We start from the raw sequence: 24,090 nt of genomic DNA on the forward strand, positions 1-24,090 counted from the left end.
GCGATTGGCCTGTCCCGCTTGCCATTCAGACCAATTGCACCGGCATGGCCATGCGCACGGTTTGCAGCGCTACCGCTGCATGTCCTGCGGCCGCACCTTCAATGCCTTGACTGGCACGCCGCTGGCCCGCTTGCGCCACAAGGCGCTGTGGCTCGACTACGCCGATTGCCTTCTGGCATCGGATTCCGTGCGCAAGGCGGCGTTACAGCTGGGCGTACACCGTAACACTACGTTCCGCTGGCGCCACCGGTTTTTGTCGTTGGCAAAGACGGACAGACCGCATGGTCTGCACGGCATTGCCGAAGCCGACGAGTTATATCTGCTGGAATCGGAAAAGGGATCCAGAAACATGACGCGTCCGGCGCGCCGCCGGGGCGGCCATGCCCACAAGCGCGGCATTTCCAATGAACAGGTCTGCATCCTGGTGGCACGCGACCGCACGGGGCAGACGCTCGATTTTGTCACGGGAAAAGGGGCGTTGACGAAAGCGCAGCTGCATCATTGCTTGTTACCCGTTATCGACAAGGACGTGCTGCTGGTGACCGATGGCCATGCCGCCTACCGGGCCTTTGCGAGGGAAGCGGGCATCAGCCACCAGGCCGTCAACTTGCGCGCCGGCATCCGCGTGCAGGGCGCCGCCCATGTGCAGAACGTCAATGCCTATCACAGCCGTTTGCGGCAATGGCTGGGTCCGTTTCATGGCGTGGCGACGCGCTACCTGTCGAACTACCTGGGATGGCGCTGGATACTCGACGCCAGGCGTATCCGCTCACCGGAAACGTTATTGAAAGCAACGCTGGGCGCATTCCCACATTTGACGGTGACATAGCCATAAAAAAACGCCAGCATGATGCTGGCGTTGTGGGGCAAGCGGCGAGGCGCTTATTTCTTCGGCGCGCTCAGGCATTCCTTCATGAAAGCCTTGCGGGTATCGCCCTTCATGTCCTTGGCGTCGACATTGCACGCTTTCATCTTGTTTTGCTGCGTCATGGCCGGCGCCGGTTTGGCGCTCAGGCATTCCTTCATGAAGGCCTTGCGCTCATCGCCTTTCTTGCCGGCGGCGTCCGCATTGCAGGTCGTCATTTTTGACTGTTGGGCCGTCTTGGCGACAGGCGCCGCTTCCGGCGCGGCGGCAAAGGCGGTGCTGGCAAACGCGGCGGCGATGCAGAGGGCGATTAATTGTTTCATGGCAAATCCTTGTAGACGCAGTCAGTGGAAGGGGGCGATGCAACCGGCAGAGAATGCCGATATGCAAAACGTAACTAACTATATGACATTTATCAACAAAATTTCCACTCGAGTGTGTCTTTTTGTTACTGGCAGACAGAAGGCGCTGCCCGGCTGGTCCGTGCAGCCATGTTGCGGCGGCAGCGCTCCTATTTTTTGTTATGCTAGCGTCTTTCCCCCGGCCGATGCCGCTGCCTTGGCCGGCGCACCCTCAATACGGAGTAGTTATGGTCTCGTTGCAAGAGCAGTTTTTAAAGGCCGGCCTGGTCGACAAGAAGAAGGTCAAGCTGGCCAACCAGGACAAGAGCAAGCAAAAAAAGGACGAGCGCAAGAGCGGCACGCAAAGCGTTGACGAAGTGCGCCTGGCCGCGCTCGAGACGCAGCGCAAGAACGCGGAACGGGCGCGCGAACTGAACGCCCAGCGCGACGCGGCCGCCAACCAGAAGGCCATCGTGGCGCAGATCGCGCAAATGGTGCTAAAAAACCGCCAGAGCAAGGGCAACAACGGCGACGTGCCGTATAACTTTACGTTCAACAACAAGATCGAGCGCATCTACGTGACGGCCGCCGTGCAAGCCCACCTGGTGGCGGGCCGCCTGGTCATCATCTGCCTGGGCGGCGCCGTGGAACTGGTGCCGCGCATCATCGCCGACAAGATCGCCGAACGCGACCCCGCCATCGTCGTGCGCGTGAAACAGGCCAGCACGGAAGTGGATGAGGACGATCCGTATGCGGCGTTCCAAATTCCGGATGATTTGATGTGGTAAGAGGGGAATCGTCCGGCACCCAATGTGCGGGATGATGGTAGCGCGCGGGCCGGAAACGGCCTGCGTGGAATACAAATGCTGCAGAAACAAAAACGCCACCCGAAGGTGGCGTTTTTGAACGTATAACGAATTCTTGGTGGCCCGGGGCGGAATCGAACCACCGACACAAGGATTTTCAATCCTCTGCTCTACCGACTGAGCTACCAGGCCAAGGTGGCGAATTATAGCAGACCAAAACGGGAATGCAAGAGCCGGCTGCGACTTTTCCTGTATTTCCCGGATCGGCATTGCGTTACTTGCGCGTGGGTCAAATATGATTTGATATAAACGGTATTTTTCTCAACAAAAGATGGGCGCATAGTGTGGTCATCGAAATCTATTTGAGAGGACTACCGCATGAACACCAGCACCCAACACACCGCCATCCCTGAAATCGGCCTGGGCACTTTCCGCCTGCAGGGCCAGGTCGTTATCGATTCCGTCACCACGGGCCTGGACGTCGGCTACCGCCATATCGATACGGCGCAAATCTATGGCAATGAAGCCGAAGTGGGGCAGGCGATCGCCGCCAGCGCCGTCCCGCGCGACGAGTTGTTCGTCACCACCAAGATATGGATCGAGAGCCTGCAGCGCGACAAGCTGATTCCAAGTTTGAAAGACAGCCTGCACAAGCTGCGGCTGGAACAGCTGGACCTGACCCTGATCCACTGGCCGTCGCCGCAAGACGCGATTCCCGTGGCCGACTACATGGCGGCGCTGGCGGATGCCAAGGCGCAGGGGCTGACCAGGGCCATCGGCGTGTCGAATTTTACCAACGCGCAGCTGCGGCAAGCCATCGATACGGTGGGCGCGGCAGAAATCGCCACGCAGCAGATCGAGATCCACCCGTTCCTGCAAAACCGCAAAGTCATCGACTTCGCGCGCAGCCAAGGCATCCACATCACGGCCTACATGCCGCTCGCGTATGGCAAGGTGATGGCGGATCCCGTGATCGCGGCCATCGCCGCCAGGTACGGCGTGACGCCGGCACAAGTGGCCCTGAGCTGGTCGCTGCAGCAGGGCTTTGCCGTGATCCCGTCGTCGACTCGGCGCGCCAACCTGGAAGCGAACCTGCATTTCCAGCGCATCACCCTGTCGCCGGACGAGATGGCGCAGATGGCGACGCTGGAGCGTGGCGAGCGCCTGGCCAACCCGGACGGGCTGGCGCCGCAGTGGGATTGAGGTGAAGCCCATGACTGCGATGCAAAAGCTGGGGCAGGGCGGTTTCAGTATCGGCCTGGAACTGCCGCTCGATAATGACTGGTCGTCCACGGGACGCCAGGCGAATGCGGCGTCCGGCCGGGTGCCGGGCGAACCTGACCTGAAACAGCATGCGGCGCTGGCGAAGCTGGCCGACCGCCTGGATTTTCGGGCCCTGTGGCTGCGCGACGTGCCCCTGTACGACCCGTCGTTCGGCGACGCGGCCCAGGTCTTCGAGGTGTTTACTTACCTCGGCTACCTGGCCGGCATCACGGAGAACATCTTGCTGGGCACGGCCGCCGTGGTGCTGCCGCTGCGTGAGCTGGTGCTGACGTTAAAAGCGGCGGCCAGCGTGGACCAGTTGAGCGGCGGGCGTTTGCTGCTGGGCGTGGCCAGCGGCGACCGGCCCGTCGAGTATCCCGTGTTTGGTCGCGATTTCGACCAGCGCGGCACCGCCTTTCGCGAGCAGGTCGCCATGCTGCGCGACTGGGGCGAGATGCGCCTGCCGCCCGGCATCCGTCTGCTGCCCAAACCCGCCGCGCCCTTGCCGCTGCTGGTGGCGGGGCTGGCGCAGCAGTCGCCCGCGTGGATCGGCGCGCAGATGGATGGCTGGCTCGCCTATCCGGGCACGCCGGAAGACCATATGTGGCGTTCGGCGCAATGGCGCGCCGTGGCCGGAGAGGACAAGCCGTATGTCAGCTTCATCCACCTGGACCTGGATGAGGATCCGAACCTGCCGCTGCAGCGCTTCCGCTTCGGCGGCCGTACGGGGCGCGATGGCTTGATCGCGGAGCTGCACGCCATGCGCGCGGCCGGCGTGCGGCATATCGGCTTGCAGTTGCGGCAGAACCGCCGCCCGCTGGCCGAGACGATGCAGGAGATCGCGGACCACGTGCTGCCCGTCTTTCATGGCGCCGCTTGATCTGGGGCACGCGTCCCGTACTTCGGGACTAGCTGAAAAGGGTGGGGCAAACGCTATAATGGCCGCATGAACAGTCCCACTCCCCCTACCATGCGGCGCTTCATGCATAGCCACAGCGACGTTTGCATCGTCGGCAATGGCGCCATCGCGAAAACCACGGCGCTGGCGTTTGCCCAGGCAGGACAAAGCGTCACCCTGTTATCCCCGGTGAGCCCGCCCGCCCCCGCTTCGGCTGCCAAGCCGGTCGAAGCTAGCTGGGACGTGCGCGTGTATGCGCTCAATCACACGGCGCACCAGTTGCTGTCGTCGCTGAAGGTGTGGGGCGCGCTCGCGGCCGACAGGGTGGCGCCCGTTGACGCCATGCTGGTCAACGGCGACGGCGCGCAGGCGGGCGGACTCGGTTTCGACGCCTACGGCGCCCATGTGGGCACTCTGGCGTGGATCATCGAAGACCGCAACCTGGGCCAGGCGCTGGACGCCGCCCTCAAATTCGCGCCGAACGTCAGCGTGCTGCAGGGCCGCGCCAGCCGCCTGGAATGGACGAACGATTCGGCCATCGTGCACCTCGATGGCGGCGACACCATCACCTGCGCGCTGGTGGTGGGCGCGGATGGTGCCCAGTCGTGGGTGCGGGGCCAGTGCGACATCGGCCTCGATTACCGCTCTTACGGCCAGCGCGGCGTGGTCAGCAACTTCGCCTGCGAAAAGCCGCACCATGGCGCGGCCCACCAGTGGTTCACGGGCAGCGAAGGCATCGTCGCGCTGCTGCCGCTGCCGGGTGACCGCGTCTCGCTCGTCTGGTCGGCGCCCGATGCGCTGGCCGATACCTTGATGGCTGAATCGGCCGATGCCCTGGCCGCGCGCCTGGCCGCATACTGCAACGACAAGTTGGGCAAGCTCACGCCGTTGCAGCCGGAGCTGGTGCGCGCCTTTCCATTGACCCTGATGCGTCCGCACGCCATGGTGGCGCCGCGCGTGGCTTTGGTCGGCGACGCCGCCCACGTGGTCCATCCGATGGCCGGGCATGGCATGAACCTGGGCTTTGCCGACGTGGCGCAGCTGGTCAAGACGATCAGCGAACGCGAAGCGCACCGCGGCATCGGCGACGAGCGCGTGCTGGCCCGCTATGCGCGCGCGCGCAAGGAAGACGTGCTGCTGATGCAGCTGGCCACCGACGGCCTGGCGCGATTATTTGGCGCCGATCTGGAACCGTTGCGCGTGGTTCGCAATTTGGGATTAAACTTGCTGGATAAATTGCCGGCCCTGAAGCGAAAAATGATTGCGCACGCATTGGGACATCAGTAAATATCAGCGAATCTTAAGATATCGCCGGATAATGGCAGATGTGAAAATTCAAGGTCGCCGCAGCTCGTCTGCGGCGATCGTTTTGTCAAAGAGATAATGATGCCGGGCCAGAGGCCAGTCCCGCCAGGCGTTTCAAGTGGAGAAGTGATAGTGATCAAAATGAGCAGAATCGCATTGGTAATGGCCTCGGGCCTGATGATGTCGTGCGCCGGCGCGGAAACGCCGACGGAAGCAAACATCAAGAAGCTGATCGAGCCGCGCCTGGGCGAAGGCGCCAAGGTCGATTCGGTCAAGGAAACGCCATACGGCGGCCTGTACGAAGTGCGCACGGGCGGCGACATCCTGTACACGGACAAAGCTGCGCAATACCTGTTCGTCGGCCACGTCTTTGACGCCAAGACGTCGCAAGACCTGACCAAGGTGCGCCTGGATGAAGTCAACCGCATCAAGTTCTCCGACCTGCCGCTCGACTCCGCCATGAAGACTGTCAAGGGCAATGGCAAGCGCGTGATCGCCGTGTTCGAAGATCCGAACTGCGGCTATTGCAAGCGCTTCCGCCAGAATGCGCTGAAGGAAATCGACAACGTCACCGTCTACACCTTCATGTACAACATCCTGTCCCCTGATTCCATCGTCAAGTCGCGCAATGTGTGGTGCGCACCGGACCGCAACAAGGCCTGGGATGACTGGATGTTGAACGGCAAGGCGCCGGCAACGGTGGCCGCCACGTGCGCCAACCCGCATGAAAAAATCCTGGCCCTGGGCCAGCAATTGCGTGTCTCGGGCACGCCAGCCATCTTCTTTGCCGACGGCAGCCGCATTCCGGGCGCGGTCGATGCGAAAACGCTGGAACAGAAATTCTCGACCATTAAGTAATCCGGGCTGTCGCCAGGAAGGCTGGACGGCGCGCCCTCGCAAGGCGCGCTTTTTTTTGCACTTTTTTCCGCTGTCGTATCATCAAGTGTTGTTCGTAGACGCCATAACAATCCAAAAAAGGGGAAGCAGCAGATGATTACCTTGAATATCAACGGAAGCGACACGCAGGTCGACGCCGATCCATCCACGCCCATCCTGTGGGCGCTGCGCGATAACCTGAACATGACGGGCACCAAGTTCGGTTGCGGCGCGGCCCTGTGCGGCGCCTGCACGGTGCACCTCGACGGCCAGCCCATTCGCTCGTGCATCACGCCGATTTCCTCGGTGGGCGCGCAAAAGATCACCACCATCGAAGCGATGGAAAACGACCAGGTGGGCAAGGCCGTGCAGGCGGCGTGGGTGCGCCACGACGTGCCGCAATGCGGCTACTGTCAAAGCGGCCAGGTGATGAGCGCCACGGCGCTGCTGCGCACCAACAAGGCACCCAGCGATGCAGACATCGACGGCGCCATGAGCGGCAATATCTGCCGCTGCGGCACCTATCAACGGATCCGCGCAGCCATCAAGGACGCGGCCAAGACCCTGGCCTGAGGAGAACGACATGCGTATCGAATGGTTGAATCAGGAAGCATTGCAGCATGGCGGCGTGACCCTGGGCGCGGCGCTGGCATCGGCGCCGGTGGTTGTCGCTGGCGCGGCCGATGGCGTGTCGCGGCGCGGTTTCATGAAGGCCGGCGCGGTGGCCGGCGGCGGCTTGATGCTGGGCTTTTTCCTGCCCGGCGCAGGCAAGCTGGCGCAGGCGGCCGATGCCGCTCCCGCCAAGCCCGTGTATGCGCCGAACGCCTTCTTGCACATCGCTCCCGATAATTCGGTGACGGTGCAGGTGAACCGGCTGGAATTCGGCCAGGGCGTGCAAACGAGCTTGCCCATGCTGATCGCCGAGGAACTCGACGCCGACTGGAGCCTGGTGCACGGCGCCCTGGCGCCGGCCGGCGAGCAGTACAAGGATGCGGCCTACGGCATGCAGATGACGGGTGGCTCGGGCAGCATCGCCCACTCGTTTACGCAGTACCGCGAAATCGGCGCGAAGGCGCGCGCCATGCTGGTGGGCGCCGCTGCCGCGCAGTGGAAAGTCAGTCCCGATCAGGTGCGCGCCGCCAAGGGCGTGCTGTATGGCCCCGGCGGACAAAAAGCGACGTATGGCGAACTTGCCGACGCGGCCATGCGCCAGCCCGTGCCCGCCACCGTCAAGCTGAAAGACCCGCGCGACTTTGCTATCATCGGCAAACCCGTGAAACGCCTGGACGCGGCCGCCAAATCGACGGGCAAGCAGCAGTTCGGCATCGACTTCAAGCCGCCCGGCGCGAAAGTGGCCATGGTGGCGCGCCCGCCCGTGTTTGGCGCCAAGGTGGCGAAATTCGACGCCAGCAAGGCGAAAGCCATCAAGGGCGTGCTCGAGGTGCTGGAAGTGAAGACCGACCGTGGCGGCAGCGGCGTGGCCGTCATCGCCGACGGCTACTGGCCCGCCAAGCAGGGACGCGACGCGCTGGTGATCGAGTGGGATACGGGCGCCGTGGAAAAGGTCAGCAGCGACAAGCAGCTGGCCGCCTTCAAGGCGCTGGCGAAAACGCCGGGCACGGTCGCCAAACCTGCCGACATGGGCAAGCTGGCCAAGGCGTCGAAAAAGATCGAAGCCGTGTACGAGTTCCCCTACCTGGCGCACGCGCCGATGGAGCCGCTCAATTGCGTGGTCGACCTGCAAGCGGACAAATGCACGATGTGGGTGGGCTCGCAATTCCAGACCGGCGACCAGGCGGCCATCGCGGCTACTTCCGGCCTGAAACCGGAACAAGTAACCCTGCACACGATGATGGCCGGCGGCGGCTTCGGCCGGCGCGCCGTGCCTAGTTCCGACTACGTGGTCGAAGCCGTCAACGTCGCCAAGGCATACCGGGCGGCGGGCAAGAGCGGCCCCTTAAAGCTGATGTGGAGCCGCGAGGATGACATCAAGGGCGGCTACTACCGGCCGTCGCATGTGCACCGCGCGCAGATCGGCCTCGACGCCAAGGGCAAGATCCTCGCCTGGGACCACACCATCGTGGGCCAGTCTATTATGGCCGGCACGCCGTTCGAAGCCTTCATGGTGAAAAATGGCGTCGACGGCACCATGGTCGAAGGCATGGGCGAGCCGTACACCTTGCCGATGAAATTGTCCGTGCATACGGCCAAGGCGAACGTGCCCGTGCTGTGGTGGCGCTCCGTCGGCTCGACGCATACGGCCTTTGTCATGGAAACCCTGATCGACGAGGCGGCGCACGTGGCGAAGATGGACCCCGTCGCCTACCGCAAGCAGCTGATCGACGCGAAGCACACGCGCCACATCGCCGCGCTGGACCTGGCCGTGGCCAAGTCCGGTTATGGCAAGAAGAAGCTGCCGAAAGGACAGGCCTGGGGTGTGGCCATGCACGAGTCGTTCAATTCCGTCGTCGCCTACGTGGTGACGGCGTCCGTGGTGGAAGGCGCGCCCAAGCTGCATCAGGTGTGGGCAGGCGTGCATTGCAACCTGGCCGTCAATCCCCTGACGATCGAGGCGCAAGTGCAGGGCGCCGCGCTGATGGCGCTGGGCATGACCATCCCCGGCGCGGCCATCACGCTCAAGGATGGCGTGGTGCAGCAGCAGAACTTCGGCGACTATCCGGTGCCGCGCATGCCCGACATGCCGGTGATCGAGGTACACCTGGTGCCATCGGGCGACGCGCCGACGGGGATGGGCGAGCCGGGCGTGCCGCCGCTGGCGCCCGCATTCGCCAATGCGCTGTTCGCCCTGACGGGCAAGCGCCTGCGCAAGCTGCCGTTCGACCTGGCGGCCGCATGACGGCAGCGGTTTTTTGAGTACGGTCGGCATCTTGCTGGCAGCCGGAAGGGGACGCAGGTTCGACCCTTCCGGCGTGCAGAACAAATTACTGCAGCCGTTGACGGAAGGCCCGCATGCGGGCTTGTCGGTCGTGGTGGCGGCCGCAAAAGCCATGCTGGCGGCCTTGCCGCGCGTGCTGGCCGTGGTGCGTGCCGACGACACGCAGGTGGCGCGCGCGCTCGGTGCGCTGGGCTGCGAGGTGCGCGTCTGCCATGACGCCGACACGGGCATGGCCGCCTCGCTCACCTGCGCCATCGACTACGTGCGCGGCGCGCCGGGCTGGCTGATTGCCCTGGGCGACATGCCTTACGTGGAAGCGGCTACAATCGCCGCCTTGTCGCACGCCATCGACGATGGCGCGCACATCGCCGTGCCCGTGTTCCAGGGACGGCGCGGCAATCCTGTCGCGTTCAGCGCCTTTCACTTGCCGCTGCTGCTGGCGCTCGATGGCGATCAGGGCGCGCGCAGCATTGTGCGCAGCCATGCCGTGTGCGAAGTGACAGTGGACGACAGCGGCATCTTGCGCGATATTGATACACCTGACGATTTGTCGCCGGTGCCTGGCGCGCCCGGGCGATTGTAGAACATCCATGCCAGACACGAGGAAAACATGAAGAAAGCACCGATTCAAAAAATCACCGCCAAGGCGGAAGCCAAGGCAAGCGGCAAAGCCACAAGCAAAGCCGTTGCGAAAACCAGGGCAAAAGCCGCACCGGCCGCCGGCATCATCTACAGCATCGCCGCTTCAGACTTGGCCGGCCACATGTTCAAGGTGACGTTGACGGTCAAGTCGCCGGCCGCCATCGGCCAGGTATTTGCCTTGCCGGCCTGGATTCCGGGCAGCTACATGATCCGTGAATTTTCGCGCAACATCGTCAGCATCCGTGCCGAGTCCGAAGGCAAGGCCGTGGCGCTGACCAAGTTGGACAAGCACTCGTGGCAAGCCGCCCCGTGCCAGGGCCAGTTGACGGTCGAATACGACGTGTATGCCTGGGACCTGTCCGTGCGCGCCGCCCACCTGGACCAGAACCACGGCTTCTTCAACGGCACCAGCGTGTTCCTGCGCGTGCTGGGCCAGGAATCCGACGCCCATGAAGTGCACATCGTGCAGCCGAAGGATGCGGCCTGCAAGACCTGGCGAGTGGCCACCACCCTGCCGGAACTCAAGGCGAAGCGCTATGGCTTCGGCAGCTACCAGGCGGCCAACTACGATGAGCTGATCGACCACCCGGTGGAGATGGGCGACTTCGCGCTGGCCACCTTCAATGCGCATGGCGTGCCGCACGATATCGTCGTCACGGGCAAGGTGCCGAACCTGGACCTGGACCGCTTGTGCCGCGACCTGAAAGCGATCTGCGAAACGCAGATTGCCTTCTTCGAGCCGAAGACAAAGAAAGCGCCGATGGAGCGCTACGTGTTCATGACCATGGCCGTCGGCGATGGTTATGGCGGCCTGGAACACCGCGCCTCGACGGCGCTGATCTGCGCCCGCGCCGACTTGCCGACGACGGCTTCGACCAGCACCGAGATCGGCGACGGCTACCTGAAATTCCTCGGCCTGTGCAGCCACGAGTACTTCCACACCTGGAACGTCAAGCGCATCAAGCCGGCCGCCTTCGCGCCGTACAACCTGCAGGCGGAAAGCTATTCGCCGCTGCTGTGGCTCTTCGAAGGCTTCACCAGCTATTACGATGACCTCATGCTGGTGCGCGCTGGCCTGATCGATGAAGCGGCCTATTTCAAATTGCTCGGGAAAACTGTCAACAGCGTCTTGCGCGGCAGCGGCCGCAGCAAGCAAAGCGTGGCCGATTCCAGCTTCGACGCCTGGGGCAAGTACTACCGCCAGGATGAAAACGCGCCGAACGCCATCGTCAGCTACTACACCAAGGGTTCGCTGATCGCGCTGGCCTTCGACCTGACGATCCGCAGCAAGACGAATGGAGAGAAATCGCTGGACGACGTGATGCAGGCGCTGTGGCAGCGCTATGGCCGCGATTTCTACAAGGGTAAAGCGCGCGGCGTGACGCCGGCCGAAGTCGAAGCCCTGTTCGATGAGATTGCCGGCACGCGCATGAAGCCGTTCTTCGAGCGCTATATCCGCGGCACGGACGACGTGCCGCTGGCGCGCCTGCTGGCGCCGTTCGGCGTGAAATACAGCGATGCGCGCAAGGCCGAGAAAGCCAGCCTGGACGTCAACCTGGGCCGCGACGGCAACGACGCCAAATTGGCGCAGGTACACCAGGGCGGCGCTGCTCACGTAGCTGGCCTGTCGGCGGGCGACGTGCTGGTGGCCGTCGATGGCTTGCGCGTGACGGGCACCAACCTGGACACCTTGCTGGGCCGTTACGCCGTCGGCGCCAAGGTAGCCATCCACGCCTTCCGCCGCGACGAGCTGATGACGTTTGCGGCCGTGCTGCAGGGCGACCGCGTGCCCGGTGTCAGCCTGACCCTGCTGCCGGCGCCAAAGAAGGCCACGGGACCGAAGCGTCCTAGCGCTGTATAAGCTGTTCGTCACGCGGCAAGACAGAAAACCGGCCGTCACTGGCCGGTTTTCTATTTCAGGCAGCAATTTCTCAAATGCAACTTATCCGCCGGCAGCCGCGGACAGCCAGCATATTTACTGCAAATGAACTAATTTTTCTTTAACTAAACTAAAATTGCCGAACTGCTTCTTTTCGATCGCGCCCAACGTGCAAACCCTCGATCCTCGAACGATCATGCTGATGACGACCCTGATGTGCGGGGCGATGAGCATCGTCATGTTCTCGGTGTATCGCAGTTTCCGGCGCGAGGTGCATGGCCTGGGGCATTGGGCGGCCGGCTTGCTGTTGCTGGTGTGTGCGTCCCTGCTGTTCGGCACCCGCGAGGTGCTGCCGCCGGCGTTGTCCATGATCGCGGCCAATGCGGCGCTGGTGGCCGGCATCGGCCTGTCGATGTTGGGCACGGAGAAATTCTTTGGTCTGGCGCCCAGCCGCCGCGCCTATCTGCTGATACTTGCCCTGGCCATCGCCGGCAACAGCTGGTGGCTGCTGGTGCACCCCGATTTCTCGGCGCGCGTGGCGGTCTTTTCCCTGCTGGTCTTCCTGTTTTATGCGCGCCAGGTGCAACTGGTGTGGCGCCATGGCGAACGTCATTTCTCCAGTTTTTTCTTTGGCGCGCTGATGCTGATGCAAGCCGTCGTGGTGCTGGCGCGCGGCGTGTCAGCCTTGCTGCATGGCGGCGCCAGCGTGAACCTGACGGTGGCCGGCACGCCGGCCGGCATCTATCTGGCGGTGGCCAATTTCATGGCGCTGCTGCTGACGGTGGGCTTCATGACGGTGGCGACGCGCCGCCTGCAGCAGATACTGGAGCGCCGCTCGACCCACGATCCGCTGACGCAGGTGCTGAACCGGCGCGGCTTTGGCGACGCCTATGCGCGCGAGATAGGCAATCTGCGCCGCCACCGTTTGCCGCTGACATTACTCAGCATCGACCTCGATTACTTCAAATTGATCAATGATCGCTACGGTCACGCGGTGGGTGACCAGGTGCTGGCGCATGTGGCCGCCGTTATCAAAGGCGCCTTGCGCGAATCGGATTGCGTGGCGCGTTTCGGCGGCGAGGAGTTCGTCGTGCTGATGCCGGACATGCCGGCGCATAATGCGCTGGGCGTGGCCGAACGCATCCGCGCCTTGCTGCGCGAGCCCAGTCATGCGGGGCTGCCATCGTGTACGGTCAGCATCGGCATCGCTTGCCAGGCATCGGTGGTGGAAGGGCTGGAACAGCTGTTGTCGCGCGCCGATGCGGCCCTGTACCTGGCCAAGGAACGGGGACGCGACCGCATTGAACTCGATACCGCCGCGTTTACTGTGGACCGGACAAGGTCCGCAGTTGGAACCGGTACTGGTCGTTGAAGAGGAAGGTTTCGGAGAAATCGAAGGTCCGGGCGTGGCGGCGCATCAGGTGTGCCGCTGGCGGAAAGAGGGTTGGCACGCGCCGCACGGCGGCCAGCGCCGCGGCCGATGCTTCGCTGTCGCGCGAGCGGTGGACGTGCACGCTTTTCAGTTCGCCGTCGGGGCCCACGCTCAGGTCGAGCACGACGATGGCCGGCAGCATGGGCGGCAGGCGCCCGCTGAACGTGTATTCTGAGTTGGCGGACATGATCTGCTGCGCCACCAGCGCCTTGTAGGCGTCGATGCTGGCGGCGAGCTGTATCGCGGCCGGTGTGCCAGGGGGCGTGCGCTCCACTGGCGAGGGTGTGCGGCCCAAGGGCGGGGGCGCAGTCTGGCAAGCCGACAGCAGGGCAGCAGTGGCAAGGACGATGATCGCGTGTCTCATGTCTGCCAGACTACCATGCTTTAACTGAACAGGCGTTCCAGCTCCACGCCGGGGTCTGGCGCGCGCATGAACGCTTCGCCCACGAGGAAGCTGTGGATGTGCGCCTCGCGCATGCGTTGCACGTCGGCCGTGCTGTGGATGCCCGATTCCGTGATGATCAATTTGTCCTGCGGGATGCGCGGTAACAGCTTGATGGTCGTGTCGAGCGAGGTTTCGAAGGTGCGCAGGTTGCGGTTGTTGATGCCGATCAGCGGGCTCTTGAGTTTCAGGGCCGCCGTCAGCTCGTCGCCATCGTGGCTTTCGATCAGCACGCCCATGCCAAGTTCGTGGGCGCACGCTTCCATTTCCGCCATCAGGCCGTGGTCGAGCGCCGCGACGATCAGGAGGATGCAGTCGGCACCCATGGCGCGCGCTTCATAGATCTGGTACATGTCGACCATGAAGTCCTTGCGCAGCACGGGAATGGCGCAGGCGGCGCGCGCCTGCTGCAGATATGCCACGGATCCCTGGAAGAACTGTTCGTCCGTCAGCACGGACAGGCAAGCCGCGCCATGCGCCGCATAGCTGGCGGCGATATCAAATGGGCGGAAGTCGGCGCGAATGACGCCTTTCGATGGCGAGGCTTTTTTGATTTCGGCGATGATACCGGGCTTGCCGTCGGCGATGTGCTGGCGCAGGCTTGCTTCAAAGCCGCGCAGGCCGGCGCGCAGGGCGCTGTCGCTTTCCACGTCGCTGCGCAGGCTGGCCAGGCTGCGGTGGGCCTTGGCCTTGGCCACTTCATCGGCTTTCACGGCCAGGATTTTATCGAGTATGTCGGACATGATGATCGCTATTCTATAAAGGAGGGCAGGGCGCTTACGCTCGCGCCGGGGTGCCAAGTTGCTGCGTGACCTGCACGAATTGAGCGAGTTTCGCCAGCGCCGCGCCCGAGCTGACGGCGGTGCGCGCGCGCGCCAGGCCGTCTTCGATCGAACTGGCCACGCCGGCCGCGTACAGCGCCGTGCCAGCATTCAGGGCGACGATGTCGGCGGCCGCGCCTGGTTCGCCGCGCAGCGCTTCCATCATCTTCGCTTTCGATTCGACGGCATCGGCTACCTTCAGGTTGCGGCTGGCGATCATCGACATGCCGAAGTCCTCGGGATGGATTTCATATTCGCGGATTTCGCCGTTGACCAGTTCACCCACCATGGTGGCCGCACCGAGCGACACTTCATCCATATTGTCGCGGCCATACACGACGATGGCATGCTGCGCGCCCAGGCGCTGCAGCACGCGCACCTGGATGCCGACCAGGTCGGCGTGGAACACGCCCATCAAAATGTTCGGCGCACCGGCCGGATTCGTCAGCGGGCCGAGGATGTTGAAGATCGTGCGCACGCCCAGTTCCTTGCGCACGGGCGCCGCATGCTTCATGGCCGCATGGTGGTTGGGCGCGTACATGAAGCCGATGCCCGTTTGCGCGATCGACTGGGCGATCTGCTCGGGCTGCAGGTTGATGTTGACGCCCAGGGAGTCCAGCACGTCGGCGCTGCCGGACGAGGAAGATACGCTGCGCCCGCCATGCTTGGCCACGCGCGCGCCGGCGGCCGCCACCACGAACATCGAGGCGGTGGAAATATTGAAAGTGTGCGCGCCGTCGCCGCCCGTGCCGACGATGTCGAGCAGGTTGGTGGTGTCGGCCATGGGCACCTTGGTGGAAAACTCGCGCATCACTTGCGCGGCGGCGGCGATTTCGCCGATGGTTTCCTTTTTCACGCGCAAGCCCATGGTGAGCGCGGCGATCATGGTGGGCGACATTTCGCCGGACATGATCTGGCGGAACAGGTACAGCATTTCGTCGTGAAAGATTTCGCGGTGTTCGATGCAGCGCAGCAGGGCTTCTTGTGGTGTGATCGGCATGATGCTTCCTTCTTCAATGATGGCGCAGGAGGACACTGATGGCACGCCGCAGCGTGCGCGGAAAATCAGCGCTCGAGAAAATTCTTCAGCAGGGCGTGGCCGTGCTCCGAGAGGATCGATTCGGGGTGGAACTGCACGCCCTCGATATCGTATTCCCTGTGGCGCACGCCCATGATTTCGCCGTCGTCCGTCCACGCTGTCACTTCCAGGCAGGAAGGCAGCGAGGCGCGTTCGATCGCCAAAGAGTGGTAGCGGATCACTGTGAAGGGGCTGGGGATGTCCTTGAAGACACCCACGCCCGTATGCGCGATGAGGGAAGTCTTGCCATGCATGACTTGCTTGGCGCGGATGACCTTGCCGCCAAACGCTTCGCCGATGGCCTGGTGGCCCAGGCACACGCCCAGTATCGGCTTCTTGCCGGCGAAGTGCTTGAGCACTTCCACCGAAATACCCGCCTGTGCCGGTGCTTTCGGGCCGGGCGAGATGCAGATGCGGTCCGGGTTCAGCGCCTCGATCTGTGCGATCGTGATTTCATCGTTGCGGTAGACCCGCACGTCTTCGCCCAATTCGCCGAAATACTGCACGATGTTGTAGGTGAAGGAGTCGTAGTTGTCGATCATGAGCAGCATCTTAAAACCCTCCATCCAGGCCATCTTGCACTTGTTCGGCGGCGCGCAGCACGGCGCGCGCCTTGTTTTCGGTTTCCTGCCATTCCATTTCGGGGATGGAGTCGGCCACGATGCCGGCCGCGGCCTGTACGTACAGCATGCCGTCCTTGACCACGCCCGTGCGGATGGCGATGGCCACATCCATTTCGCCGCCAAACGACAGGTAGCCGCAGGCGCCGCCGTAGATGCCGCGCTTGGTGATTTCCAGTTCGTCGATCACTTCCATGGCGCGCACTTTCGGCGCACCCGTCAGGGTGCCGGCGGGGAAGGTTGCGCGCAGCACATCCAGGTTCGACAGGCCCTCCTTGAGGGTGCCTTCCACGTTCGAGACGATGTGCTGCACATGCGAGTATTTTTCGATGACCATGCGGTCGGTGACGTGTACGCTGCCCGTCTCGGCGATGCGGCCGATGTCGTTGCGCGCCAGGTCGATCAGCATCACGTGCTCGGCGATCTCTTTCGGATCGGCCAGCAGTTCGGCCGACAGTTCGGCGTCGCGCTCTGGCGTGGCGCCGCGCGGACGGGTGCCGGCGATGGGGCGCAGGGTGACTTTCTTGCCGCCGTCCGCCGTCTTCTCGTTGCGCACCAGGATTTCCGGCGAGGCGCCGATGATCTGCATGTCACCGAAATTATAGAAGTACATATACGGCGACGGGTTGAGCGAACGCAAGGCGCGGTACAGGGTCAGCGGCGAATCGACATACGGCTTGCGGATGCGCTGGCCGATCTGCACTTGCATCAGGTCGCCCGCCATCACGTATTCATGCGCCTTGGCGACGGCCTTCAGGTAGTCTTCCTTGGAAAAATCGCGGATGGTTTCCGTGCGCACGGAAGCGCTGGTGACGGGCGCATCGACACCGCGGCGCAGCATCATGCGCAAGTCCTTCAGGCGCTGCTGTGCTTTCGAAAACGATTCGGGCTGCGTGGTGTCGGCGTAAACGATCAAATACAGTTTGCCGGACAGATTGTCGATGACGGCCAGTTCTTCCGTCACCATCAGCTGGATGTCGGGCAGCTTCAAGTCATCTTTCGGCGCGCCGCCGGCCAGTTTTTTCTCGATGTGGCGCACGGTGTCGTAGCCGAAGTAGCCGGCCAGGCCGCCGCAGAAGCGCGGCATGCCGGGGCGCAGGGCCACTTTGAAGCGCGACTGGAACTGTTCGATGAAGTCGAGCGGATTGCCTTCGTGCTCTTCGATCACGACGCCGTTCTTGACGATTTCGGTGCGCTTGCCATAGCTGCGCAACACGGTCGTGGCGGGCAAGCCGATGAAGGAATATCGGCCGAAGCGTTCGCCGCCGACGACGGATTCGAGCAGGAAGGTGTTCTTGCCACCTTGTTGGGCCTGTGCCAGTTTCAGGTACAGGGTGAGCGGTGTTTCCAGGTCGGCGAACGCTTCCGCGATCAGGGGGATGCGGTTGTAGCCTTGCTGGGCCAGCGATTTGAATTCGAGTTCGGTCATGTTTCTCTCCATGCCGTCAGGGTATGAGTGTGCATAGTGCACAAACCCTGCGGTGGGTTATCAAAAAACTTGCCGGTACATGCAACATGCGCAAAATGCGCAAAGGACGCGTGTGCAGCCGGCAGCAATCGTAACGGCTCGGCCCTTAGGCCTGCCAGGATTGCCAGCGTCGCCAAAGCCAGGCCTCAATCGAGCCGGTTTGGGTGACATTGTGTTTTTTGATGAGAAACGTGTTCACGATATGGTGTTGGGTTTGGTCAGTATGCCGGTTAGTTTTGCATGCCAATAAAACGGGCTGCTTCGAGCAGTGTCTTTACTATACCATCGGAATCGGTATCGTGTATAGAGTGTCCGTGATTGTATCCATACGGTACCGTCAGTACGGGGCAAGCCGCAGCCCTGGCCGCTTGCGCGTCATTCGAGGAGTCGCCGATGGCCACCACTTTGGATGGCGCCAGGTCGAAGTCCGCACACACTTGCAGCAGCGGCATGGGGTGCGGTTTTTTCTGCGGCAGCGAATCGCCGCCGTAGACGATCTCGAAATACTGGTCCAGGTTTTTCAGTTTCAGCAGGGGCAGGGCGAAGGCGATCGGCTTGTTGGTGACGCAGGCCAGGCGCAAGCCTGCCGCCTTCATCGCCGCCAGCCCCGCTTCCACGTCCGGGTACAGAGTGCTGAACTGGCCGTTGATGGCCAGGTAGTGGCGCTGGTAGCCGTCCATCGCCTGCTCGAAATGCTGTTCCACGCCGGCCGCATCGAAGTCGAGCGCCAGCACGGTGCGGATCAGGTTTTCCGAGCCTTTGCCGACCATCAGCTTGATGGCGTCGGCGCTGATGGGCGCCAGGTCCAGTTCGGCGCGCATGCCATTGATGGCGACATGGAAATCGGGCACGGTGTCGAGCATCGTGCCATCGAGGTCGATGATGGCGGCGCGCACCCCGGCCAGTACGTGGTCTTTCACCGTGCCCGCTTGCATCAGGCGCCCTTGACGGCTGCCAGTTCGGCGCGCATGGCGTCGATGACGGCTTTGTAGTCGGGCTTGCCGAAGATGGCCGAGCCTGCGACAAAGGTATCGGCGCCAGCGGCAGCGGCGGCGGCGATGTTGTCGATCTTGATGCCGCCATCGACTTCCAGCATGATGTCACGGCCCGATTCGTCGATCATGCGGCGCGCTTCGGCGATTTTTTTCAATGCTTGCGGAATGAAGGACTGGCCGCCGAAGCCCGGATTGACGGACATGATCAGGATGATGTCGATCTTGTCCATCACGTGTTCCAGGTAATGCAGCGGCGTGCCGGGGTTGAATACCAGGCCCGATTTGCAGCCATTGTCGCGGATCAGTTGCAAGGAACGGTCGACGTGATCCGACGCTTCCGGGTGAAAGGTGATGATGTTCGCGCCAGCCTTGGCGAAATCCGGGATAATGCGATCGACAGGCTTGACCATCAGGTGCACATCGATGGGGACTTGCACGTGCGGGCGGATCGCTTCGCATACCAGCGGGCCGATGGTCAGGTTCGGCACGTAATGGTTATCCATCACGTCGAAGTGGATGATGTCGGCGCCGGCGGTAACGACGTTGCGCACTTCCTCGCCCAGGCGGGCAAAGTCGGCGGACAGGATGCTGGGAGCGATACGGAATGTTGTCATGGTGAAGTAGCCAAAGGATAGAAAATGCGATTTGCGCTATTTTACGCCTGACGCCGTTACCATGCCTCATTGAAGTACGGTGAAACACAGAATACGCATCGCGCGATGGCCTATGCGTCGCGCGCGATACACAATATGACTGGCAATGTCTGAATAGGAATGACGATGGCGACTTATGAATTTACGGTAACGGTCAAGACGCAATACCTGCCCGAGCAATCGGCACCGGACCAGGGGCGGCACGTGTTCAGCTACACGATCCGCGTCGTCAACACGGGCACGGCTGGCGCGCAACTGATTTCGCGCCACTGGGTCATCACGGATGCGAACAACAAGGTGGAAGAGGTGCGCGGCCTGGGCGCCGTCGGCCACCAGCCGCTGCTGCAGCCGGGCGAACAGTTCGAATACACGAGCGGCACCATGCTGGGCACGCCGCAAGGCTCGATGCACGGTGAATACTTTTGCGTGGCCGAAGATGGTCACCAGTTCGAAGCTTTAATTCCCGAATTCGTGCTGTCGGTGCCGCGCACCCTGCATTAAGGAAACGCCGGGGGTTTGCCCCCTTACTTCAGTTTTTCGGTGGCGTCCTGTTCTTCACTGAGCTGCTTGCGCGCCGGCGGTGCGGGCTTTTTGCCTGAATACATGGTCCACCAGACTATAAATGCCAGCAAGAAGAACGCTACCAGCGCCTCTATCATCAAGATCCACATACGCACTCCTATGTTATTTACCCGCAGCTTAGTATTTACCCGCCGTCTGTTGACACGCGGTAGTCTACCCGTTTCAATCGGCGCCGTCGCGCTTGCTTTATCCGCCTGCACCACGCCACCCGCGCCGCCCGCTGCTTCCAGCGGCAAGGCGCCCGCCATCGCGCCGACCGTCGTCAAGCCTGTGCCTGCCAAGCCGGCCGACGCCAAGGATGCCACGGATGTGGCAGCTCCAACCTTTGTGCCCGCCAAGTTTGCCGCCTTGCCTGGCTGGGCCCGCGACGACATGCGTGCCGCCTGGCCCGCCTTCATGGCGTCGTGCGGCGTGCTGGTCAAGCGTCCGGACTGGAAAGAGTCGTGCACAATCGCGCGCCAGGTGAATGCGGACAGCGACAAGGCCATCCGCCTGTTTTTCGAGACTTTCTTTGTGCCTAATCAAGTGGTGGCCGCCGATGGCGCCTATACTGGCTTGGTGACCGGTTACTACGAACCCTTGCTGCACGGCGCGCGCAAGCGCGGCGGTCCATACCAGACACCGCTGTACAAGGTGCCTGACGACCTGGTCTCGGTGGATTTGTCGGGCGTGTATCCGGAACTGAAGAATATGCGCTTGCGGGGCAAGCTGGTGGGCAAGAAGGTGGTGCCGTACGCCACCCGCGCCGACATCGAGCGCGCCACGTCCGTCACGGGCAAGGAATTGCTGTGGGTGGATGATGAAGTCGAGGCCTTCTTCCTGCAAGTACAGGGTTCCGGGCGCGTGCAGCTGACCGATACGCAGGAAACCGTGCGCGTGGCGTATGCGGATCAAAACGGCCACCCGTATAAATCGATTGGCCGCTACCTGGTCGACAAGGGCGAGCTGACCCTGAGCCAAGCGTCCGCGCAGGGCATCAAGGCGTGGATCGCCGGCCACCCCACGCGCAAGGATGAATTGTTCAACGCCAATCCCAGCTATGTCTTCTTCAAGGAAGAGCGTTTGCCTGACCCGAAAGTGGGTCCGAAGGGGGCGCTGGGCGTGCCGCTGACGCCGCAGCGCTCGGTAGCCATCGATTCGCGCTTCCTGCCGCTGGGTGCGCCCGTATTTTTGTCCACCACGCAAGCCAATAGCGAGATTCCCATGCAGCGCCTGGTGATGGCGCAGGATACGGGCGGCGCCATTCGCGGGCCGATCCGGGTCGATTATTTCTTTGGCTTTGGCGCGGAAGCGGCCGAGAATGCGGGCCGCATGAAACAGAGCGGCGCCGTGTGGGTGTTGTTGCCGAAACAGGCGCCGGCGCGCTGAGTTTCTCGCGGCGCCGGGCAGACCGTGGCTTAGCGCAGAACCATGACTGGCAGATGGGTATGCGCCAGCACTTTTTGCGTTTCGCTGCCCACGAATAGCTTGTTCAAGCCCTTGCGGCCATGCGAGGCCATCAGGATGATGTCGCAATGGTAGGTCTGCGCCGCGTTGACGATTTCATCGTGCGGGCTCGGCGACACGGCGACCACGCCTTCGAAGGGTACGCCGGCGGCGCTTGCCGCTGCGCCGATCTTGTCGATGGCGCGTTGCGACGCTTCCTGCATCTGCTGTTCATACAGGCTGGCGTCGAGCACGATGCCGCCATCGGCCATCGGCGAGAACGGGAAAGGCTGCACCACGCTGATGGCGACCAGCTTGGCCTTGTTCAATTGGGCGAAGGCGAGGGCGGTCTCGGCGGCTTTGTCGGACAACGGCGAGCCGTCGGTAGGAAATAAGATGGTGTTAAACATAGCGTGCTCCTCAAGTGATGTAAGACAGCTTATGGATTTACATCAATTAAAACCTTGATGTAAATCAAACCTCACAGGCTTTGGCGTGAATAGTGTCGCCAAAGCAATCTTTCAGCAGTGTATGCCCGTTCATCGCATCAGGTGCGCACGCTACGCAGCGGCGTGCCCCACACCATGGCGACGGTCAACATAATGCTGCCTGCCGCGATGCAAGCGAGGCCATTGCGCACGCCGAAGTGTTCCGCTACCCAGCCGGCGGCCAGCGCCCCCAGCGGTGCCGTCGCCACCGTCAGGAAGCGCATGGTGGACGTCATGCGGCCCAGCATGGGATCGGGCGTGACCTTCTGGCGCAAGCCCAGGTAGGGAATAAAGAACAGCATCACGCCGCAATCGAAAAAGAACATCAAGATGGCATACGCTACGGCGCTGGCGGCCGCGCTGTCGAACAGCGCGGCGGGTATCGTTGGCGTCAGCGCAAAGCACACGGAGGTGGACGCCAGCCCGATCAGGATCGTGCGTCCGGCGCCGTAGCGGCGCGTCAGCGGCTTGACGATGAAGGCGCTGAGCAAGACGCCGGCGCCACCGAGCATCTGCGTCATGCCCAGCACACCAGGACTCATGCCCAGGTCGCGCGTGGCGAACAGCACCGTCAAAGCCATGCTGGCGTAAAAGAGGAAGTGCCAGATGCCGGCGCCCCAGGCCAGCGCGCGCAGCAGCGGTTCGCGCCAGACGAACAGCAAGCCGTCAGCGATGTCGCGCAAGGCGTGCTTGTCGGATGGTGCGGGACGCGGATCGCGTACGCTCATGGCGCGCAAATTAAAGACGGAAACCAGATAGCCGCACGCCGTGCACAGGATGGCGACGGGTGCGGACAGCACTTGCACCAGCACGCCGGCCAGGCCGGGGCCGATCAGGCGCGAAGCCGATTCGGTGGCGGCAAATTTCGATTGCGCATCGATCAAGCCGTCGCGGCCCACCAGGAAAGTCAGAAACACTTGCTCGGCGCCGCCACCAACGACGAAGCCCGTGCCGATGATGAACCCCACTATATATAACCATGGCATCGACAGCACGCCGCACCAATAGGCCACGGCCACGCTGGCCAGGGCCAGGCCGGACATGCTTTCGCTGAACAGCATGATCGGGTGCTTGCTGCGCCGGTCCAGCAGCACGCCGACGGGCAAGCCGAACAGGGCGAACGGCAGTGCCTGCAAGGCGACCAGCACGCCCATCTGCTCCGGTGTCGCATGTAGTAATAGTACCGCGCACAGGGGCAGGGCCAGCGAGGTGATCTGGGCGCCGAAGCAATTGAGGCCGTTGCTGAACCACAAGCGGCGGAAATTGACGCTGGCGGCGCTGCCGTCGCCGCGCAGGTAGCTGGCGCAGTACTGGAAGAGGGAGGAGAAAATACGCTGCTCGATAAAGGTGACCGGGTTCACAATAATAGCAGCGCACCCGCCGCGCCGCTGCCGTTAGCCGCTACAATCGTTGCACCGTTTATCGAGAGGAGACACTATGCAATACGAAGACCTGATCATCGACATCCAGGACAAGGTGGCGGTCATCCGCCTGAATCGCCCAAAGGCATTGAACGCCTTGAACGACAACATGATGAATGAGCTGGGCGACGCCTTGCTGAAGTTCGACGCGGATGACAATATCGGCTGTATCGTGCTCACGGGCAGCGAAAAAGCGTTTGCCGCTGGCGCCGATATCGCCGCCATGGCCGATTACACCTACCCGGACACCTTTACCCAGGGCTACATCAGCCGCAACTGGGAGCATATCTTGCGCGTGCGCAAACCTGTGGTGGGTGCGGTGGCTGGCTATGCGCTTGGTGGCGGCTGCGAACTGGCCATGATGTGCGATTTCCTGATTGCCGCCGACAGCGCCAAATTTGGCCAGCCGGAAATCAAGGTCGGCGTCACGCCGGGTGCGGGCGGTACGCAGCGTCTGCCGCGCGCCATCGGCAAGGCCAAGGCCATGGACCTGTTGCTGACGGCGCGCACCATCGATGCCGCCGAGGCGGAACGCATCGGCCTCGTGTCGCGCGTGGTGCCTGCTGATAAATTGCTGGAAGAAACCGTGGCTGCCGCCAGAACCATCGCCGCCATGCCGACCTCGGTGGCCATGATGATCAAGGATTGCGTCAACCGCGCCTTTGAAACCACCTTGAGCGATGGTGTCGCCTACGAGCGTCGTTTGTTCCAGGCTGCCTTCGGTACGCCTGCTCAAAAAGAAGGCATGCACGCTTTCCTTGAAAAGCGCTTGCCAAACTTCGACGGTCTTTGATATGATTCGCCTCCCCGATGAGACGCACTGGTTTGCGGCACAAAAGGGGCGGCCTTCAGGGGCTGGGTAGTAAAAAAGAAGGTTGACGAAATGCTGCAAAC

25 protein-coding genes and 1 tRNA gene are annotated in these 24,090 nt (G+C 62.6%); 14 read left to right on the top strand and 12 right to left on the bottom strand.

All coding sequences use genetic code 11. From position 1 onward, the window contains the following. Nucleotides 1-829: IS1595 family transposase (locus tag SJI03_RS28295; RefSeq protein ID WP_322429391.1), on the top strand; the 829-nt coding region annotated here is incomplete at its 5' end. Nucleotides 830-882: 53 nt separating this feature from the next. On the opposite strand, the gene SJI03_RS28300 is transcribed toward SJI03_RS28295, so the two are convergent. Continuing rightward, nucleotides 883-1,188: a PsiF family protein gene (locus SJI03_RS28300; RefSeq protein WP_322429392.1), complete on the bottom strand. Its 306-nt coding sequence runs from the start codon at nucleotides 1,186-1,188 to the stop codon at nucleotides 883-885. 266 nt (nucleotides 1,189-1,454) lie between these two features. On the opposite strand from SJI03_RS28300, the gene SJI03_RS28305 reads away from it, so the two are divergent. After that, nucleotides 1,455-1,994 (top strand): DUF2058 domain-containing protein, encoded by a 540-nt coding sequence (locus tag SJI03_RS28305; RefSeq protein ID WP_099401417.1) that lies wholly within the window; start codon nucleotides 1,455-1,457, stop codon nucleotides 1,992-1,994. Between the two features lie 134 nt (nucleotides 1,995-2,128). On the opposite strand, the gene SJI03_RS28310 is transcribed toward SJI03_RS28305, so the two are convergent. After that, nucleotides 2,129-2,204 (bottom strand) — tRNA-Phe (locus tag SJI03_RS28310). Between the two features lie 186 nt (nucleotides 2,205-2,390). On the opposite strand from SJI03_RS28310, the gene dkgB reads away from it, so the two are divergent. The 9 genes from dkgB to SJI03_RS28355 all read left to right on the top strand — a co-directional run bounded on the left by dkgB (nucleotide 2,391) and on the right by SJI03_RS28355 (nucleotide 13,143). After that, the gene (gene dkgB / locus SJI03_RS28315) at nucleotides 2,391-3,215 is read left to right on the top strand and encodes a 2,5-didehydrogluconate reductase DkgB (RefSeq protein WP_322429393.1); all 825 of its coding nucleotides are present in this window, start codon (nucleotides 2,391-2,393) and stop codon (nucleotides 3,213-3,215) included. A gap of 10 nt (nucleotides 3,216-3,225) precedes the next feature. Next, on the top strand, nucleotides 3,226-4,155 hold the full coding sequence (locus SJI03_RS28320; RefSeq protein WP_322429394.1) for a TIGR03571 family LLM class oxidoreductase: 930 nt from the start codon (nucleotides 3,226-3,228) through the stop codon (nucleotides 4,153-4,155). Nucleotides 4,156-4,221: 66 nt separating this feature from the next. Further along, nucleotides 4,222-5,460: an FAD-dependent monooxygenase gene (locus SJI03_RS28325; RefSeq protein ID WP_322429395.1), complete on the top strand. Its 1,239-nt coding sequence runs from the start codon at nucleotides 4,222-4,224 to the stop codon at nucleotides 5,458-5,460. 159 nt (nucleotides 5,461-5,619) lie between these two features. Then, nucleotides 5,620-6,336 carry a DsbC family protein gene (locus SJI03_RS28330; RefSeq protein WP_199534415.1) on the top strand — a complete coding sequence of 239 codons (717 nt, stop codon included), beginning with the start codon at nucleotides 5,620-5,622 and terminating at the stop codon, nucleotides 6,334-6,336. A gap of 132 nt (nucleotides 6,337-6,468) precedes the next feature. Then, entirely contained in the window at nucleotides 6,469-6,927 is a 459-nt protein-coding gene (locus SJI03_RS28335) for a (2Fe-2S)-binding protein (protein ID WP_099378614.1), read from the top strand. A 10-nt stretch (nucleotides 6,928-6,937) separates the two neighbouring features. After that, a complete protein-coding gene (locus SJI03_RS28340; protein ID WP_322429396.1) occupies nucleotides 6,938-9,211 on the top strand; it encodes a xanthine dehydrogenase family protein molybdopterin-binding subunit in 2,274 nt (757 codons plus the stop codon). 13 nt (nucleotides 9,212-9,224) lie between these two features. After that, on the top strand, nucleotides 9,225-9,833 hold the full coding sequence (locus SJI03_RS28345) for a nucleotidyltransferase family protein (RefSeq protein WP_322429397.1): 609 nt from the start codon (nucleotides 9,225-9,227) through the stop codon (nucleotides 9,831-9,833). A 27-nt stretch (nucleotides 9,834-9,860) separates the two neighbouring features. Next, nucleotides 9,861-11,753, top strand: coding sequence for a M61 family metallopeptidase (locus SJI03_RS28350; protein WP_322429398.1), 1,893 nt, complete (start codon nucleotides 9,861-9,863; stop codon nucleotides 11,751-11,753). Nucleotides 11,754-11,967: 214 nt separating this feature from the next. Continuing rightward, a complete protein-coding gene (locus SJI03_RS28355) occupies nucleotides 11,968-13,143 on the top strand; it encodes a GGDEF domain-containing protein (RefSeq protein ID WP_099378617.1) in 1,176 nt (391 codons plus the stop codon). Here SJI03_RS28355 and SJI03_RS28360 read toward each other — a convergent pair. The 7 genes from SJI03_RS28360 to rpe all read right to left on the bottom strand — a co-directional run bounded on the left by SJI03_RS28360 (nucleotide 13,094) and on the right by rpe (nucleotide 19,241). After that, nucleotides 13,094-13,567 carry a hypothetical protein gene (locus SJI03_RS28360; protein WP_322429399.1) on the bottom strand — a complete coding sequence of 158 codons (474 nt, stop codon included), beginning with the start codon at nucleotides 13,565-13,567 and terminating at the stop codon, nucleotides 13,094-13,096. The two genes, SJI03_RS28355 and SJI03_RS28360, sit on opposite strands and share 50 nt — an antisense overlap. Before the next feature lie 20 nt (nucleotides 13,568-13,587). Then, on the bottom strand, nucleotides 13,588-14,388 hold the full coding sequence (gene trpC / locus SJI03_RS28365) for an indole-3-glycerol phosphate synthase TrpC (protein ID WP_099378619.1): 801 nt from the start codon (nucleotides 14,386-14,388) through the stop codon (nucleotides 13,588-13,590). Nucleotides 14,389-14,422: 34 nt separating this feature from the next. Further along, nucleotides 14,423-15,466, bottom strand: a complete 1,044-nt coding sequence (gene trpD / locus SJI03_RS28370) for an anthranilate phosphoribosyltransferase (protein WP_322429400.1) — start codon at nucleotides 15,464-15,466, stop codon at nucleotides 14,423-14,425. A gap of 65 nt (nucleotides 15,467-15,531) precedes the next feature. Then, a complete protein-coding gene (locus tag SJI03_RS28375; protein WP_099378621.1) occupies nucleotides 15,532-16,095 on the bottom strand; it encodes an aminodeoxychorismate/anthranilate synthase component II in 564 nt (187 codons plus the stop codon). 1 nt (nucleotide 16,096) lies between these two features. Continuing rightward, complete coding sequence (gene trpE, locus SJI03_RS28380; protein ID WP_099401427.1) at nucleotides 16,097-17,593, bottom strand: anthranilate synthase component I; 1,497 nt, start codon at nucleotides 17,591-17,593, stop codon at nucleotides 16,097-16,099. 269 nt (nucleotides 17,594-17,862) lie between these two features. Further along, nucleotides 17,863-18,567: a phosphoglycolate phosphatase gene (locus SJI03_RS28385; RefSeq protein ID WP_099378623.1), complete on the bottom strand. Its 705-nt coding sequence runs from the start codon at nucleotides 18,565-18,567 to the stop codon at nucleotides 17,863-17,865. Then, on the bottom strand, nucleotides 18,567-19,241 hold the full coding sequence (gene rpe / locus SJI03_RS28390) for a ribulose-phosphate 3-epimerase (protein WP_034753544.1): 675 nt from the start codon (nucleotides 19,239-19,241) through the stop codon (nucleotides 18,567-18,569). The genes SJI03_RS28385 and rpe overlap by 1 nt, the downstream gene beginning before the upstream one ends. A gap of 165 nt (nucleotides 19,242-19,406) precedes the next feature. Here rpe and apaG point away from each other — a divergent pair, with 165 nt between their 5' ends. Continuing rightward, a complete protein-coding gene (gene apaG, locus SJI03_RS28395) occupies nucleotides 19,407-19,781 on the top strand; it encodes a Co2+/Mg2+ efflux protein ApaG (protein ID WP_035828598.1) in 375 nt (124 codons plus the stop codon). 23 nt (nucleotides 19,782-19,804) lie between these two features. On the opposite strand, the gene SJI03_RS28400 is transcribed toward apaG, so the two are convergent. Next, nucleotides 19,805-19,951, bottom strand: a complete 147-nt coding sequence (locus SJI03_RS28400; protein ID WP_167468630.1) for a hypothetical protein — start codon at nucleotides 19,949-19,951, stop codon at nucleotides 19,805-19,807. A 49-nt stretch (nucleotides 19,952-20,000) separates the two neighbouring features. Here SJI03_RS28400 and SJI03_RS28405 point away from each other — a divergent pair, with 49 nt between their 5' ends. Continuing rightward, entirely contained in the window at nucleotides 20,001-21,230 is a 1,230-nt protein-coding gene (locus tag SJI03_RS28405; RefSeq protein ID WP_322429401.1) for a murein transglycosylase A, read from the top strand. 29 nt (nucleotides 21,231-21,259) lie between these two features. Here SJI03_RS28405 and SJI03_RS28410 read toward each other — a convergent pair whose 3' ends face one another. Both SJI03_RS28410 and SJI03_RS28415 read right to left on the bottom strand, forming a co-directional pair. Next, nucleotides 21,260-21,697, bottom strand: a complete 438-nt coding sequence (locus tag SJI03_RS28410) for a universal stress protein (RefSeq protein WP_034785626.1) — start codon at nucleotides 21,695-21,697, stop codon at nucleotides 21,260-21,262. A 137-nt stretch (nucleotides 21,698-21,834) separates the two neighbouring features. Next, complete coding sequence (locus tag SJI03_RS28415) at nucleotides 21,835-23,136, bottom strand: MFS transporter (RefSeq protein ID WP_322429402.1); 1,302 nt, start codon at nucleotides 23,134-23,136, stop codon at nucleotides 21,835-21,837. A 76-nt stretch (nucleotides 23,137-23,212) separates the two neighbouring features. Between SJI03_RS28415 and SJI03_RS28420 the strand changes: the two genes are divergently transcribed. Continuing rightward, entirely contained in the window at nucleotides 23,213-23,989 is a 777-nt protein-coding gene (locus SJI03_RS28420; RefSeq protein WP_322429403.1) for an enoyl-CoA hydratase, read from the top strand. Nucleotides 23,990-24,090: the final 101 nt, after the last annotated feature.

It is taken from the genome of Janthinobacterium sp. GMG1 (assembly GCF_034427795.1).
Classification (GTDB): Bacteria; Pseudomonadota; Gammaproteobacteria; order Burkholderiales; family Burkholderiaceae_D; genus Janthinobacterium.